This is a genomic window from Achromobacter denitrificans NBRC 15125 (genome assembly GCF_001571365.1).
GTDB lineage: Bacteria > Pseudomonadota > Gammaproteobacteria > Burkholderiales > Burkholderiaceae_B > Achromobacter > Achromobacter denitrificans.
Genome location: NZ_BCTQ01000018.1, coordinates 1 through 14,327 on the forward strand (window position 1 = coordinate 1; position 14,327 = coordinate 14,327).

The window sequence follows — 14,327 nt, forward strand, 5'->3', positions numbered from 1 at the left end:
GCCGGGTACCTTGCCGCGATTTCGGCGATCAGGCGGCGCGCCGCGTCCAGCTTGCCGGCGGCGGGCAGGGGATGCACGCCTTGCTCGTCGAACAGCACCAGCTCGGTGGTGTCGGCGTCCATGACCTTGTGCGCCAGGTTGCCCACGAGCAGGGGGATGCCCTTGCGCGCGCGCTTGGCCTCGGCGTGTTCGGCCAGCTTTTCGGTTTCGGCGGCGAAGCCCACGCACCAGGGGCCGTTGGCCAGCTTGGCGACTTCGGCCAGAATGTCGGGATTGGGTTCGAATTCCATGACGGGGGCGCCGCCGCCCTCGCTGGTTTTCTTCAGCTTTTGCGTGCTGACGTTTTTCACGCGCCAGTCCGCCACGGCGGCCACGGCGATGAAGATGTCCGCGTCGGCCGCGCTGGCCATGACGGCGTCGTGCATCTGGCGCGCGGTCGTGACGGACAGCGCGGTGACGCCGCGCGGCACCGGCAGGAAGGTGGCGCCGGAAATCAGCGTGACGCGGGCGCCGGCCTCGCGCGCGGCGCGCGCCAGGGCATAGCCCGTCTTGCCCGACGAGCGGTTGCTCAGCACGCGCACCGGGTCCACGGGCTCGGAGGTGGGGCCGGCGGTGAGCAGCACGTGGCGGCCGGCCAGCAGCTTGGGCTGGAAGAAGGCGATCAGGTCGGTCAGCAGTTCGTGCGCTTCCAGCATCCGGCCGTCGCCGGTTTCGCCGCAAGCCTGTTCGCCGGCCGAGGGGCCCAGCACGCTGATGCCGTCGGCGCGCAGTTGCTCGACGTTGCGCTGCGTGGCTGGGTTGGCCCACATCTCGCGGTTCATGGCGGGCGCCACCAGCAGCGGACAGGCGCGGGCCAGGCACAGCGTGGAGAGCAGGTCGTCGGCCATGCCGTGCGCCAGCTTGGCCATGAAGTCGGCGCTGGCGGGGGCGATCAGCACGGCGTCCGCGCCCCGGGTCAGGTCGATGTGCGCCATGTTGTTGGGCACGCGGGCATCCCAGGCGTCCACGAATACCGGCCGGCCCGACAGGGCCTGCATGGTGACGGGGGTGATGAAGTGCGTGGCCGCCTCGGTCATCACCACGTCGACCGTGGCGCCTTGTTCGGTCATGCGCCGCACCAGCTCGGCGATTTTGTAGCAGGCGATGCCCCCGGTCAGGCCGAGGACGATGCGTTTGCGGGCGAGATCGAGCATGAGGGAGGCGGCGGGTTCAGCGCCGTGAAAACGTGGAATGGACAGTGATTTTATTCTGCATTGCGGCATCGCGCCGTTCGCCATGCATTCAGGGGGCATCAAGCAGCACAAAACACGGGGAAAAAAGGAAAAAACCGGGGCATTGCGCCCCGGTCGGTCATTTTCAGGCCTTGGCCTTGCGGCTGCGCAGGAGCTCGTCCAGCACCAGCAGCACGGCGCCGCAGGTGATGCCCACGTCCGCCAGGTTGAAGGCGGGAAAGTAGGAGTCGTTCCAGTAGAACAGCAGGAAGTCCACCACGTGGCCATAGACCACGCGGTCGATCACGTTGCCGACGGCGCCGCCCAGGATCAGGGTCAGCGCCAGGCTGAAGCGCGGCTGCCCATGGGTACGGCGCAGGATGAGGGTGATGACCACCGCCGCCACGCAGCCCAGGCCCGTGAACAGCCAGCGCTGCCAGCCTTCCTCGGATGCCAGGAAGCTGAACGCGGCGCCCCGGTTGTACATCAGCGTGAAGTCGAAGACCGGCAGCACGTTGACGCGCTCGCCGTACTGGAACGAGGTGTTGAAGTAGATCTTGGTCAGCTGGTCCAGCGCGATGATGGCGAGCGCCAGCGCCAGCCAGCCCCCCACGCGCGCCGGCGCGGCGCGGGCGGGGGCCGCTCCCCGTTCGGAGGCGCGAGCCATGCTCAAGCCTTGTCTCGGGCTTCGCCCGAGCCGAACAGGTTGGACACGCAGCGGCCGCAGATCTCGGGGTGGTCCGCGTCCTGGCCCACGTCCAGGCGCCAGTGCCAGCAGCGCTCGCACTTCTTGTGCGCGGACGGCGTGACCTCGATGCGGGTTTCGCCTTCGCCCGCGTGCACGGCGGCGCGCGAGACGATCAGCACGAAGCGCAGGTCGTCGCCCAGGCTGGCCAGCAGTTCGCGGTCGGCGCCGTTGGCGTAGAGATCCACCTCGGCCTGCAGCGACGAACCGATGTCGCCGGCCGTGCGGACTTCCTCCAGCTTGCGCTGGACTTCGGCGCGGATGGCGCGCAGGCGCGTCCACTTGGCCGACAAGGCGTCCGCGTCCGCGAACGGCGGCAGCGCGTGGTAGACCTCGGTGAAGATGGTGACGCGGGCGGCGTCGGCCTGGTTCTTCAGCGCGGAGCCGACCAGTTCCTTCCAGGCCTCTTCGGCCGTGAACGACAGGATCGGGGCCATCAGCTTGAGCAGCGTCTGCGTGATGTCGAGCAGGGCGGTCTGGGCCGAGCGGCGGGCGCGGCTGTCCACGGCGGACGTGTACAGGCGGTCTTTCAGGATGTCCAGGTAGAACGCGCCCAGGTCTTCCGAGCAGAAGGTCTGCAGGCGGGAGACGGCCGGGTGGAAATCGTAGCGTTCGTAGTTGGCCTGGACTTCAGCCTGCATCTGGGCCGTCATGGCCAGCGCGTAGCGGTCGATTTCGAACAGCTCGCCGTAGGGCACGGCCTGCGAGACGGCGTCGAAGTCGGCCAGGTTGGCCAGCAGGAAGCGCAGCGTGTTGCGGATGCGGCGGTAGCCTTCGACCACGCGCTTGAGGATCTCGTCCGAGATGGACAGCTCGCCCGAGTAATCGGTGGAGGCGACCCACAGGCGCAGGATTTCCGCGCCCAGCGAGTCCGACACCTTTTGCGGGGCGATCACGTTGCCCACCGACTTGCTCATCTTGCGGCCCTGGCCGTCCACCACGAAGCCGTGCGTCAGCAGGGCCTTGTAGGGCGGCTGGCCGTAGAGCATGCAGCCGGTCAGCAGCGAGGAATGGAACCAGCCGCGGTGCTGGTCGGAACCTTCCAGGTACAGGTCGGCCGGCCAGGCCAGTTCGGCGCCGTGCGAGCCGGCGAACGCGCCGTCCTTGCCGCCCAGCACGGTGGCGTGGGTGCAGCCGGAGTCGAACCACACGTCCAGCGTGTCGCGGTTCTTTTCGTATTGGTCGGCTTCGTCGCCCAGCAGTTCGCGCGGATCCAGCGTCTGCCAGGCTTCGATGCCGCCTTTCTCGACGCGCTGCGCCACCTGCTCCAGCAATTCGCCGGTGCGCGGATGCAACTCGCCGGTTTCCTTGTGCACGAAGAAGGCCATCGGCGTGCCCCACTGGCGCTGGCGCGACAGGGTCCAATCCGGACGGTTGGCGATCATGGCGTGCAGGCGGGCGCGGCCCCAGGCCGGATAGAAGGCCGTGGCGTCGATGCCGGCCAGCGCCGATTCGCGCAGGGTCGGGCCGCCGTCGTTCGGGGCCACGTCCATGCCGGCGAACCACTGGCTGGTGGCGCGGTAGATGATCGGCGTCTTGTGGCGCCAGCAGTGCATGTAGCTGTGCTTGTGCTTCTCGACGTGCATCAGCGCGCCGGCTTCCTTCAGCGCCTCGACGATCTTGGGATTGGCATCCCAGATGGACAGGCCGCCGAACAGCGCCAGGCTGTCGGCGTACTTGCCGTCGCCCATCACGGGGCTGATGAAGTCGGTGTCTTTCATGCCGTGCTCCTTGCACGACATGAAGTCTTCGATACCGTAGGCGGGCGCCGAGTGCACCACGCCCGTGCCGGAGTCGGCCGTCACGTAGTCGCCCAGGTAGATGGGCGCCTTGCGGTCGTAGGCGGCGTTGAACTGCGCCAGCGGGTGGCGGAATTCGATGCCGGAGAGCGCGGCGCCCGGCGCGGTGGCGATGACCTCGCCTTCCAGGCCCCAGGCCTTCAGGCAGTCTTCGACGCGTTCCTTGGCGATCAGCAGCAGCGGGCCGAACTTGGGCGCCGGCGACACGCGCACCAGCGCGTATTCGATTTCGGGGTGCAGGTTCAGCGCCTGGTTGGACGGGATGGTCCAGGGCGTGGTGGTCCAGATGACGATGGCGCCGTCGTCCACCGATTCCAGGCCGAAGGCGGCGGCCAGCCTGGCGTGCTCGGCGAACGGGAAGGCCACGTCCACCGCCGGGTCCACGCGGTCGGCGTATTCCACTTCGGCTTCGGCCAGCGCCGAGCCGCAGTCGAAACACCAGTTCACGGGCTTCAGGCCGCGGAACACGTAGCCCTTGTCCAGGATGCGGCCCAGCGCGCGGATCTCGTCGGCTTCATTGCTGAAGTTCATCGTCATGTAGGGACGATCCCACTCGCCCAGCACGCCCAGGCGCTTGAAGTCCTTGCGCTGGCGGTCGATCTGTTCGAGCGCGTAGGCGCGCGCCTTGGACTGCACTTCGGCCACGGGCAGGTGCTTGCCGTACTTCTTTTCGATCTGGATCTCGATCGGCATGCCGTGGCAATCCCAGCCCGGCACGTAGTGCGCGTCGTAGCCGGCCATGTTGCGGCTCTTGACGATGATGTCCTTCAGGATCTTGTTGACCGCATGCCCGATGTGGATGTCGCCGTTGGCGTAGGGCGGGCCGTCGTGCAGCACGAAGCGCGGACGGCCGCGGCTGGCGGCGCGGATCGCCTGGTAGACGTGGTTCTCCTCCCACTGCGAAATCCAGGCGGGCTCGCGGCGGGCGAGGTCGCCCCGCATGGGGAAGGGGGTATCGGGCAGGTTGAGGGTCTTTTTATAGTCCATGAGAACAGAGTGAATCCGGGTGAGTCTGGGGCGGTTCAACCGGGTTCTGAAGTTTTTGCTTGTTAATCAATGATGGGGGGCGGAAGCGCCCAGGCGGGGCCGCCCAGGCGGGGCGTCGTCGGGTTGAGCGACAGAGACGTCAAAAGCCTGCGTCCGGCTGAGAAACGCTATAGATTAGCAGACCGGAACAGCCTGTACCTCAAGGCCTGGGCATCCGGAGCCAAAGCCAGGCGCGGCGGGCTTTGATACAGGTGGCCGATGCTTATCCCATGGGCGTCCAGGGGTTGAGGACAGTCGCTCCCGTGGGCTGGAAATCGGCCACGTTGCGCGTCGCCACCGTCATGCCGTGTACCAGCGCGGTTGCCGCGATGAGCGCATCGCGTTCGCCGCGTTTGTCGGGCGCATGCAACCGGGCGCAGCGCTGCGCCACGGCGGTATCGATCGGCAGCGTGCGTCCGGAAAACTCCGGCAGAACATGCCGTTCCAGCCACGCGCGCAGCAGGGCCCCCTGGGCGGCGTCCCTGCGTTCAACCGAAAAAACGCCAAGTTCCAGCTCCATGATGGTGATCACGGACACAAAAAGGTCGGCGGCATCGACGCTATCGGCCCAGGCCGCTACGTTGGGATCGGCCTTGCCGAGGCGGACTTTGCGCAATTCCGATACGACGTTGGTATCGAGCACGTACATCATGAGAAATCAGCGGACCGAATGCCGATGGTCATGGGCTGCGCTTCGAACTCGATGTCCCCGGCGCTCGGCATTGCCAGCGAATCGGCAATATTGCGGCGTTGCTTGGTAAGCCGCTGGTAGTCCTCGATGCTCAAGAGCACATGGGCGGGCCTGCCGCGGTCGGTGATGAATACCGGACCGTTCTTGGCGGCTTTCTTCGCGCGGGTGACATCCTGGTTCAGCTCTCGGCTGGATAGGGTCGTGATGACCATAGCGGCACCTCCGCTTGAATTGATTGTAGGTACGTTACTACATTAAGCGGAGGGGCGCAAGCTCCATGCCGGCAATCGGGGCGCTTGCGTCTGCGGCCCCGTCTTCAAAGTCCATGAACGGCAAAATAGGCGCGCGCGTTTCGCGCGTCTTCGGCGATGGCGGCAGTCAGGGAAGGGAGGTCAGGAAATTTTTCTTCGTCCCGCAGTTTTTGCAGGAACTCGACGCGTACGAGCTTACCGTAAGCGTTGAGGGTCTCGTCGAGCAGGTGCGCTTCGAGCAGCACGCGACCGCGGTCCTCGACCGTGGGGCGCACGCCCAGGCTGGCGACGGCGGGCAGGGCGCGCTCGGCCAGGCCGTGGACCTGCACCACGTAGATGCCGGAGCGCGCGGCGCAGCGCTCCGCCACCCGCAGGTTCATGGTGGGAAAGCCCAGCGTGCGGCCCAGCTTCTGGCCGTGGATCACGTGGCCGCTGATGTGGAAGGGGTGGCCCAGCAGGTGCCGGGCGCGCTCCAGGTCGCCCACCGCCAGCGCGGTGCGGACTTCGGAGCTGGAAATCCGGTGGCCGTGCCGGTCGGTCACGTCCGCCAGCGTCTGCACTTCGAAACCATGGCGCAGGCCGGCTTCGCGCAGCAGGTCGATGTCTCCGCTGCGCTTGTGGCCGAAGCGGAAATCCTCGCCCACCAGCAGCCATTTCGCGTGCAGGCCCTGCACCAGCAGCTGCTCGATGAAGGCATTGGCCGACATCTCGGCCAGGCGGGCGTTGAAACGCTCCACCACGACCTGGGAGATGCCGTAGCGCGCCAGCGCGGCCAGTTTGTCGCGCAGCCCGGAAATGCGGGTGGGCGCCAGTTCGGGGCGCTGGTTCAGGGTGGCGAAATATTCCCGCGGATGCGGCTCGAAGGTCATGACGGCGGGCGCCAGGGCGCGTTCGCGCGCCACCTGGCAGACGCGCGCCAGCATGGCCTGGTGTCCGCGGTGGACGCCGTCGAAGTTGCCGATCGTCAGCGCGCACGGGGCGCGTTCGTCGGGCGGGGGCAGGGATCGGTAGATGCGCAGCGATGGTTTCACGAGCGAGAGTTTACAATTTTGGATTCCGGGTTTGTTCCCATTCCTTCATGTCGCGCGCCGGGGCCCGTTCGGGCGCGCGCGGCTGCAAGGGCGGACGGGCCCGATTTCCCTTGGAATTCCTCATCTTGCCGGAAACATCTACCACCAAGCGCCGCCTGGTCATCCTGATCTCGGGCCGGGGCAGCAACATGCGGGCCCTGGCCGAAGCCTGCCGCGACCAGTCCTGGCCGGCCGACGTCGCCGCCGTCATCGCCAGCCGGCCGGACGCCGGCGGCCTGGAGTGGGCCGCCCACCAGGGCATCCCGACCGCCGCCCTGTATCACAAGGACTACGCCAGCCGCGAAGCGTTCGACGCCGCGCTGGCCGCCGAAATCGACCGCTACGAGCCGGATTACGTCATTCTGGCGGGTTTCATGCGCGTCCTGACCCCGGGCTTCGTCAATCACTATGCGGGCCGGCTGGTCAATATCCATCCGTCCCTGCTGCCGGCCTTCCCGGGCCTGCATACCCATGCCCAGGCGCTGGCCACCGGCGTGCGCGTGCACGGCTGCACGGTGCATTTCGTGACCCCCGTCCTGGATCACGGCCCCATCATTGCCCAGGGATGCGTCCCCGTCCTGGCGGGCGATACGCCCGAAGCCTTGGCCGAACGCGTGCTGGCGGTGGAGCACCGGGCCTTTCCGGCGGCGGTGCGGTGGCTGGCCGAAGGCCGGGTTACCCTGACGAGCGACCACCGGGTGAACGTCGAGGGCGATCCCTCGCGCCTGTTCACCTGGTCGCCGGCCGCCTGAGCGGCCCTGAACTGTTTATACCGGGCGGAATGCCTCCGCCCCACTGGAATACGCCATGACTAAATCCCCCTCTCCGCGTTCCCGTCCCGCAGGCGCCCAGCGGGCAGCCTCCGAAGCGCGCGACGGCCGGAGCTTTTTCTCGCGCCCCAAGGGCGAGGCCCGGCAGGCGGTTGAACGCGGCCGCCCGGCCCGCCCCGGCGGCGAGCGCGACGAGCGCACCGAAGGCCGCCGCGCCCCGGACGCGCCGCGCGGCGACAGCCGCGGCGAGCGCGCCTCCTACGGCTCCGAGCGCCGCGAAGGCCGCCCGGGCCAGCGCTCCTCCTATGACGCCCCGCGTGGCGGCGACCGGGGCGGCGAGCGCGCCTCCTACGGTTCCGAGCGCCGCGAAGGCCGTCCGGGCCAGCGCCCCTCCTATGACGCCCCGCGTGGCGGCGACCGGGGCGGCGAGCGCGCTTCCTACGGCTCCGAGCGCCGCGAAGGCCGCCCGGGGCAGCGCCCCTCCTATGACACCCCGCGTGGCGGGGACCGGGGCGGCGAGCGCGCCTCCTACGGCTCCGAGCGCCGTGAAGGCCGCCCGGGCCAGCGCCCCTCCTATGACGCGCCGCGTGGCGGGGATCGCGGAGGCGAGCGCGCCTCCTACGGTTCCGAGCGCCGCGATGGCCGCTCGGACCAGCGCGCTTCCTATGACGCATCGCGTGGCGGCGACCGGGGCGGCGACGCCCGCGGCAACGCGGCCCGCGCGCCGCAGAAGCCGCAGTCCAACCGTCCGCGCCAGCCGTACTCGGCGATCCGCATCGACCAGGTCCAGCGCGCGCTGGGCGAAATCCTGCAATGGACGTATCCGGCCGACGCGGCCCTGTCGCATTGGCTGCGCAGCCATCCCAACCTGGGCGCGCGCGACCGCTCCGAGGTGGCCGAAGCCGTCTATGACGTGCTGCGCCACCTGCGCCGCTACCGCCAGTTCGGCGAAAGCGGCGTAGGCCCGGCCTCGCGCCGCCTGGCCATCCTGGGCCTGGCCGCCACCCTGGGCGCGGACGAACTGGCGGAAGGCCTGGACGCCGCCGAGGCCGAATGGCTGCGCCGCGTGTCGCAGATCGACCTGGCGACGCTGCCGCGCGCCGTGCGCGGCAGCATTCCGGATTGGCTGGACGAGCGCCTGGGCGCCATGGACAGCCCCGACACGCTGATCGACGCGCTGAACCAGCAGGCCAGCCTGGACCTGCGGGTCAACCCGCTGAAGGCCGAGCGCGACGCCATGCTGGCCGAGCTGCAGCAGGGCGCCGGCCGCTACCAGCCGGTCGCCATGCCGTATTCGCCCTGGGGCATCCGCATGGAAGGCCGTCCGGCCATCAACCGCTGGCCGCAGTTCGAGAACGGCAGCATCGAAGTCCAGGACGAGGGCAGCCAGCTGCTGGCGCTCCTGGTCGGGCCGCGCCGCGGCGAAATGATCATCGACTTCTGCGCCGGCGCGGGCGGCAAGACCCTGCTGCTGGGCGCGCTGATGCGCTCCACCGGCAGGCTGTATGCCTTCGACGTGTCGGCGGCGCGCCTGGCGCGGGCCAAACCGCGATTCGCGCGCAGCGGCCTGTCGAACGTGGTGCCCGTGGTCATCGACAACGAAAACGATGCCCGCGTGAAGCGCCTGGCCGGCAAGGCCCAGCGCGTGCTGGTGGATGCGCCGTGCAGCGGCATCGGCACCCTGCGCCGCAATCCGGACTTGAAATGGCGCCAGCACCCCGAGGCGCTGGCCGAGCTGGGCCAGCTGCAGGAGCGCATCCTCAACAGCGCCGCGCGCTGCGTGGCCCCGGGCGGCCGCCTGGTCTATGCCACGTGCAGCCTGCTGGCCGAGGAAAACGAAGTGCAGGCCGACCGCTTCCTGGCCACGCATCCCGATTTCGAGCGCGTGGACGCGGCCGCCATCCTGGCCGCCCGCTGCGAAACCCTGAAGCTGGAAGGGCCTTACATCCAGTTGCGCCCCGACGTGCACGGCACCGACGGCTTCTTCGCCGCGGTGTTCGAGCGCAAGAAGAAGGGCGCCGCGACGGACGGCGGCGAGGCGGTGGAAGCAGCGGAAGCGGCCGAGGCAGCAGACGCGGCGGAAGCAGTCGAAGCCGCGGAAGCACCCCGGGCGCCCGCCCGCGACCAGGACGAGCCGGCCTGACCGGCGGCCGCGCCGGCCTAAGGGGCCGGCGTGACGCCGACGGTGGCGCTGTAGCGGCGGGTGCCGAGCGTCTTGTCCTGGTATTTCACTTCCCAGGCCAGGGAGTCGCTGCCCGGCTGGTCCGCCTGGTAGACGATCTGCGAGATCGGCACCGTCTTGTAGGCGCAGCGCCCGGAACTGCTGGATTGGCCCTGCGTCTGCATGATGCTCGCCTTGCCCAGGCGGGGCGCCTGGGTAATGGTCACCCGCGGCGCGCGCAGGGGCAGGCAATTCGACCCGCGGATTTCATAGTAAGAGGCCAGCACCGCCACGTCTCCCGACTTCAGCGTCTGGGCGGCGGCGGGCGCCGATGGCACGGCGCCCAGCAGGGCCAGGGCGAAAAACAAACGGGGACGGGCTTTATTCGGCAACATCAGTGGGGCAAATGAGACAGTTGGGGCAGGCGGAGCCAAAGTGTGCCCTCGCGGCGCGGCCGGGGCAAGGCCGATTGCCTTGCTGACAGGAACTTTAACGGCGGATCGCGGCCCAAACCTCACGCCTTCGCGTGCGCCCCATGCTTCCCCCGGGGCGGCCGGCACCAGCGCCGGATGTCCGCAAGGCCCGGCCTCGCGCCTGCCCGTCATGGTTGCGAGCGGGGATGTCTATGCTTCAAAACCAGGGCTTAGTCCTTGATTTCTCTCAAAAACTATTTTGAAACTCCCTTGTCATAAGACGGCAAAGGTAAGCTAAACTTCAGGCACTTCTCAAGCGAGGCTCATAACAGCTTTATGGATTACATCCTCTCCTTCATTGCCGGTGGTCTGACCCAAGCTACTTGGTGGCAGGTCGTCGTGTTCACTCTGGTAATGACGCACATCACGATCGTGTCGGTCACGGTCTTTCTCCATCGCAGCCAAGCGCACCGCGGCCTGGATCTCCATCCGGCCGTCATGCACTTCTTCCGTTTCTGGCTCTGGATGACGACCGGCATGGTCACCAAGGAATGGGTTGCCATTCACCGCAAGCACCACGCCAAGTGCGAAAAGGAAGGCGATCCCCATTCGCCCATCCTGTTCGGCATCTGGAAGGTGCTGTTCCGCGGCGCGGAACTGTATCGCGAAGAGTCGAACAACAAGGAAACCATGGCCAAGTTCGGCCACGGCACGCCCGACGACTGGCTCGAACGCAACGTCTACAGCAAGCACAGCCTGTGGGGCGTGCTGACCATGCTCGCCATCGACGTCGCCCTGTTCGGCGCCATCGGCGTCACGGTGTGGGCCGTGCAGATGGCCTGGATCCCCTTCTGGGCCGCCGGCGTCGTGAACGGCATCGGCCACTACTGGGGCTACCGCAACTACAACAGCCCGGACACCAGCACCAACGTGTTCCCCTGGGGCATCGTGATCGGCGGCGAAGAGCTGCACAACAACCACCATGCCCACGGCACGTCGGCCAAGTTCTCGGCCAAGTGGTACGAGTTCGACATCGGCTGGTGCTACATCAACATCCTGAAGTTCTTCGGCCTCGCCAAGATCAAGAAGGTTGCGCCCAAGCTCAAGCTGGACGATTCCCGCACCGGCATCGACCTGCGCACCCTGCAGGGCGTGATCACGCACCGCTACGAAGTCATGGCCCGCTACGCGGACGTGATCAAGAGCGCCGCCCGCGAGGAAATGGCCAAGCTGAAGGATTCGCGCAAGAAGGGCAGCGCCGAATGCGACTGGACCAAGCTGCACCAGGTGCGCCGCGCCATCCACCGCAACGAGGACATCCTGCAGCCGGAACAACTGGCCGCCGTGGACAAGGCCATCGCCCAGAACAAGTCGCTGTCCACGCTGGTGCAGATGCGCCGCGAACTCGGCCGCATCTGGGAAAGCTCCAGCGCCAGCAGCGAACAGCTCCTCAATGACCTGCAGGCCTGGTGCCAGCGCGCCCAGCAAAGCGGCATCGCCGGGCTTGAGCAATTCGCTCAACGTTTGCGCCGCTACGCGGCATGATGCTAGAGAAGCTCAATCCCGAACAACGCGCCGCAGTAACGTTAGAACCGCAGCACGCCCTGGTCCTGGCCGGGGCGGGCAGCGGGAAGACCCGGGTACTCACCACCCGCATGGCCTGGCTGATTCAAACCGGCCAGGCTTCGCCTTTTGGGCTTCTGGCGGTCACGTTCACGAACAAGGCCGCCCGCGAGATGCTGGCGCGCATGTCGTCCATCCTGCCCATCGATACGCGGGGCCTGTGGATCGGCACCTTCCACGGCCTGTGCAACCGCATGCTGCGCGCGCATCACCGCGATGCCGGCCTGCCGCAGAGCTTCCAGATCCTCGACGTCACCGACCAGCTTGCGGCGATCAAACGCCTCATGAAGGCCAATGGCGTCGACGACGAAAAGTATCCTCCCCGCGACGTCCAGCGCTTCATCAACGGCGCCAAGGAAGAGGGCCTGCGTCCGCCGGACGTGGAGGCCTACGATGCCCATCGGCGTCGCCTGGTCGAGGTCTACCAGCTCTACGAAGCCCAGTGCCAGCGCGAAGGCGTGGTGGACTTCGCCGAGCTGCTGCTGCGCGCCTACGAGCTGCTGTCGCGCAACGCGCCGGTGCGCGAGCACTACCAGCGTCGGTTCCGCCACATCCTGGTCGATGAGTTCCAGGACACCAACACGCTCCAGTACAAGTGGCTGCGGCTGCTGGCCGGCGGCGGCGCCTCCATCTTCGCGGTGGGCGACGACGACCAATCCATCTATGCGTTCCGCGGCGCCAACGTCGGCAACATGGCCGACTTCGAGCGCGACTACGCGCGCGGCACCGTGATCCGCCTGGAGCAAAACTACCGCTCCTACGGCCACATCCTGGATTCGGCCAACGCGCTGATCGGCCACAACACCGGCCGGCTCGGCAAGAATCTCTGGACCGAGCAGGGCGAAGGCGAGCCCGTGCGCGTCATCGAGCAGCCGTCCGACGGCATGGAAGCGCAATGGATCGTGGACGAGATCCGTTCGCTGATCCACGAAGGCAGCCTGCGCCGCGAGATCGCCGTGCTCTACCGCAGCAACGCGCAATCGCGCGTGCTGGAACACGCCATTTTCTCCGCCGGCATCCCCTACAAGGTGTACGGCGGCCTGCGCTTCTTCGAGCGCCAGGAAATCAAGCACGCGCTGGCCTACCTGCGCCTGATGGCCAACCCGCATGACGACACGTCGTGGATGCGGGTCGTCAACTTCCCCACGCGCGGCATCGGCGCGCGCACGCTGGAGCAGCTGGCCGACGCGGCCCGCGCGCACGACACCAGCCTCTACGCGGCCGTGGCCAGGGTGCCGGGCAAGGGCGGGTCCAACCTGGCCCAGTTCGCGCAGCTGATTCATCGCCTCATCGAGGAAACGCGGGATCTGCCGCTGCCCGAGATGGTCGAGCACATGCTCGAAGAGAGCGGCCTGAACGCTCATTACAAGGCCGAGCGCGAAGGCGCAGAACGGCTGGAAAACCTGAACGAACTGATCACGGCGGCCGCTGTGTTCGCGTCCGAGGAAAACTACGACGGCATGCCCGCCGGCGTGGTGCCCGACCAGGCCACGTCTTCGACGCTCATGCCGGGCGTGGTGGACGCGCCCGCCATCGTGACCGACGGCCTCACGCCGCTGGCGGCCTTCCTGTCGCACGCGGCGCTGGAAGCCGGCGACAACCAGGCCCAGCAGGGCCAGGACGCGGTGCAGCTCATGACCGTGCACGCGGCCAAGGGCCTGGAATTCGACGCGGTCTTCATCACTGGCCTGGAAGAGGGCCTGTTCCCGCACGAGAACAGCATCCTCGAACCTTCCGGCCTGGAAGAAGAGCGCCGCCTCATGTACGTGGCCATCACCCGCGCTCGCCAGCGCCTGTACATCAGCCTGGCCCAGAGCCGGATGCTGCACGGCCAGACCCGCTACGCGATGCGTTCCCGCTTCCTGGAAGAAATTCCGGAACAGCACCTGAAATGGCTGACCCCCAAGGCCGGCCTGGCCCAGGTCGCCAGCACGGGAGCGGGCTGGGGCGGCGGCAATCGCGGCGACGCGTTCGGACGCAAGCCCACCAATACCATTGCGCCGCGTCAACCCCGCGGCGTCGCCACCGGTGTCACCGTGGGCGACAAGCAGTATCGTGTAGGTCAGGGCGTGCGCCACGCGCGGTTCGGCGAGGGCACGATCATCGGCTTGAGCGGCGCCGGACAGGACGCCCAGGCCCAAATCCAGTTCCGCGACGTGGGCGCCAAGACCTTGGCCCTGGGTATCGCGAAGCTCGATATTGTTCAGGGTTGACAGACATGGCCGACAACGATTCCCCGAAAGACGAATTGGCGTCGCTGCGCGCCGAGGTCGATGAGATCGACCAGCAGATCATCCTGCTGCTGGGCGTGCGGTTCCGTTGCACGGACATGATCGGCGAGCTCAAGCAGGCGCACGGCATGGACCTGGTGGACGCCAAGCGCGAATCCCAGCAGGTCGCGCGGATCCGCCGGCTGGCCGAAGAGGCGGGCGTGCCGCCCGCCCTGGCCGAAACCATCCTGCGCGAAGTGATCGACACGGTGGTCGACCACCACACCCGCCTGCGCGAGCGCCCCTACTCGTAGGCCGGCCCCGCGCCGGACGCCCCGCGATAGGGCGGGGCGGTCC

12 protein-coding genes are annotated in these 14,327 nt (G+C 67.8%); 5 read left to right on the forward strand and 7 right to left on the reverse strand.

Annotation, left to right across the window (positions count from 1 at the left end):
* The 6 genes from coaBC to ADE01S_RS16100 all read right to left on the reverse strand — a co-directional run.
* A partial coding sequence (gene coaBC / locus ADE01S_RS16075) for a bifunctional phosphopantothenoylcysteine decarboxylase/phosphopantothenate--cysteine ligase CoaBC (RefSeq protein ID WP_062682736.1) occupies positions 1 to 1,193 on the reverse strand: 1,193 nt, incomplete at its 3' end.
* 163 nt (positions 1,194 to 1,356) lie between these two features.
* Positions 1,357 to 1,878 (reverse strand): signal peptidase II, encoded by a 522-nt coding sequence (gene lspA / locus ADE01S_RS16080; RefSeq protein WP_062682737.1) that lies wholly within the window; start codon positions 1,876 to 1,878, stop codon positions 1,357 to 1,359.
* A 2-nt stretch (positions 1,879 to 1,880) separates the two neighbouring features.
* A complete protein-coding gene (gene ileS / locus ADE01S_RS16085; protein WP_062682738.1) occupies positions 1,881 to 4,742 on the reverse strand; it encodes an isoleucine--tRNA ligase in 2,862 nt (953 codons plus the stop codon).
* A gap of 262 nt (positions 4,743 to 5,004) precedes the next feature.
* Positions 5,005 to 5,433, reverse strand: coding sequence for a type II toxin-antitoxin system VapC family toxin (locus ADE01S_RS16090; RefSeq protein WP_172600284.1), 429 nt, complete (start codon positions 5,431 to 5,433; stop codon positions 5,005 to 5,007).
* Positions 5,430 to 5,684, reverse strand: a complete 255-nt coding sequence (locus tag ADE01S_RS16095; RefSeq protein WP_062682740.1) for a type II toxin-antitoxin system Phd/YefM family antitoxin — start codon at positions 5,682 to 5,684, stop codon at positions 5,430 to 5,432. Before ADE01S_RS16095 ends, ADE01S_RS16090 begins: the two co-directional genes overlap by 4 nt.
* A 104-nt stretch (positions 5,685 to 5,788) precedes the next feature.
* The gene (locus ADE01S_RS16100) at positions 5,789 to 6,754 is read right to left on the reverse strand and encodes a bifunctional riboflavin kinase/FAD synthetase (RefSeq protein WP_062682741.1); all 966 of its coding nucleotides are present in this window, start codon (positions 6,752 to 6,754) and stop codon (positions 5,789 to 5,791) included.
* A 125-nt stretch (positions 6,755 to 6,879) separates the two neighbouring features.
* Here ADE01S_RS16100 and purN point away from each other — a divergent pair, with 125 nt between their 5' ends.
* Both purN and ADE01S_RS16110 read left to right on the forward strand, forming a co-directional pair.
* The gene (gene purN / locus ADE01S_RS16105; RefSeq protein ID WP_062682840.1) at positions 6,880 to 7,545 is read left to right on the forward strand and encodes a phosphoribosylglycinamide formyltransferase; all 666 of its coding nucleotides are present in this window, start codon (positions 6,880 to 6,882) and stop codon (positions 7,543 to 7,545) included.
* Positions 7,546 to 8,332: 787 nt separating this feature from the next.
* Entirely contained in the window at positions 8,333 to 9,706 is a 1,374-nt protein-coding gene (locus ADE01S_RS16110) for an RsmB/NOP family class I SAM-dependent RNA methyltransferase (protein WP_370511544.1), read from the forward strand.
* A gap of 17 nt (positions 9,707 to 9,723) precedes the next feature.
* Here the strand turns inward: ADE01S_RS16110 and ADE01S_RS16115 are convergent, their stop codons facing one another.
* On the reverse strand, positions 9,724 to 10,119 hold the full coding sequence (locus tag ADE01S_RS16115; protein WP_062682742.1) for a hypothetical protein: 396 nt from the start codon (positions 10,117 to 10,119) through the stop codon (positions 9,724 to 9,726).
* A gap of 354 nt (positions 10,120 to 10,473) precedes the next feature.
* Between ADE01S_RS16115 and ADE01S_RS16120 the strand changes: the two genes are divergently transcribed.
* Genes ADE01S_RS16120 through ADE01S_RS16130 form a run of 3 tightly spaced genes read left to right on the forward strand, consistent with a single transcriptional unit; the run spans position 10,474 to position 14,284 of the window.
* Positions 10,474 to 11,682 carry a DesA family fatty acid desaturase gene (locus tag ADE01S_RS16120; RefSeq protein ID WP_062682743.1) on the forward strand — a complete coding sequence of 403 codons (1,209 nt, stop codon included), beginning with the start codon at positions 10,474 to 10,476 and terminating at the stop codon, positions 11,680 to 11,682.
* Positions 11,679 to 13,973: a UvrD-helicase domain-containing protein gene (locus ADE01S_RS16125; protein ID WP_062682744.1), complete on the forward strand. Its 2,295-nt coding sequence runs from the start codon at positions 11,679 to 11,681 to the stop codon at positions 13,971 to 13,973. Before ADE01S_RS16120 ends, ADE01S_RS16125 begins: the two co-directional genes overlap by 4 nt.
* A 5-nt stretch (positions 13,974 to 13,978) precedes the next feature.
* Positions 13,979 to 14,284 carry a chorismate mutase gene (locus ADE01S_RS16130; protein ID WP_062682745.1) on the forward strand — a complete coding sequence of 102 codons (306 nt, stop codon included), beginning with the start codon at positions 13,979 to 13,981 and terminating at the stop codon, positions 14,282 to 14,284.
* Positions 14,285 to 14,327: the final 43 nt, after the last annotated feature.

Excerpts from the sequence above, each read along its gene's own strand:
- lspA (WP_062682737.1), bottom strand. The coding sequence starts at position 1,878 with ATGGCTCGCGCCTCCGAACGGGGAGCGGCCCCCGCCCGCGCCGCGCCG.
- ileS (WP_062682738.1), bottom strand. The coding sequence starts at position 4,742 with ATGGACTATAAAAAGACCCTCAACCTGCCCGATACCCCCTTCCCCATG.
- ADE01S_RS16090 (WP_172600284.1), bottom strand. The coding sequence starts at position 5,433 with ATGATGTACGTGCTCGATACCAACGTCGTATCGGAATTGCGCAAAGTC.
- ADE01S_RS16095 (WP_062682740.1), bottom strand. The coding sequence starts at position 5,684 with ATGGTCATCACGACCCTATCCAGCCGAGAGCTGAACCAGGATGTCACC.
- ADE01S_RS16115 (WP_062682742.1), bottom strand. The coding sequence starts at position 10,119 with ATGTTGCCGAATAAAGCCCGTCCCCGTTTGTTTTTCGCCCTGGCCCTG.
- ADE01S_RS16120 (WP_062682743.1), top strand. The coding sequence starts at position 10,474 with ATGGATTACATCCTCTCCTTCATTGCCGGTGGTCTGACCCAAGCTACT.
- ADE01S_RS16125 (WP_062682744.1), top strand. The coding sequence starts at position 11,679 with ATGATGCTAGAGAAGCTCAATCCCGAACAACGCGCCGCAGTAACGTTA.
- ADE01S_RS16130 (WP_062682745.1), top strand. The coding sequence starts at position 13,979 with ATGGCCGACAACGATTCCCCGAAAGACGAATTGGCGTCGCTGCGCGCC.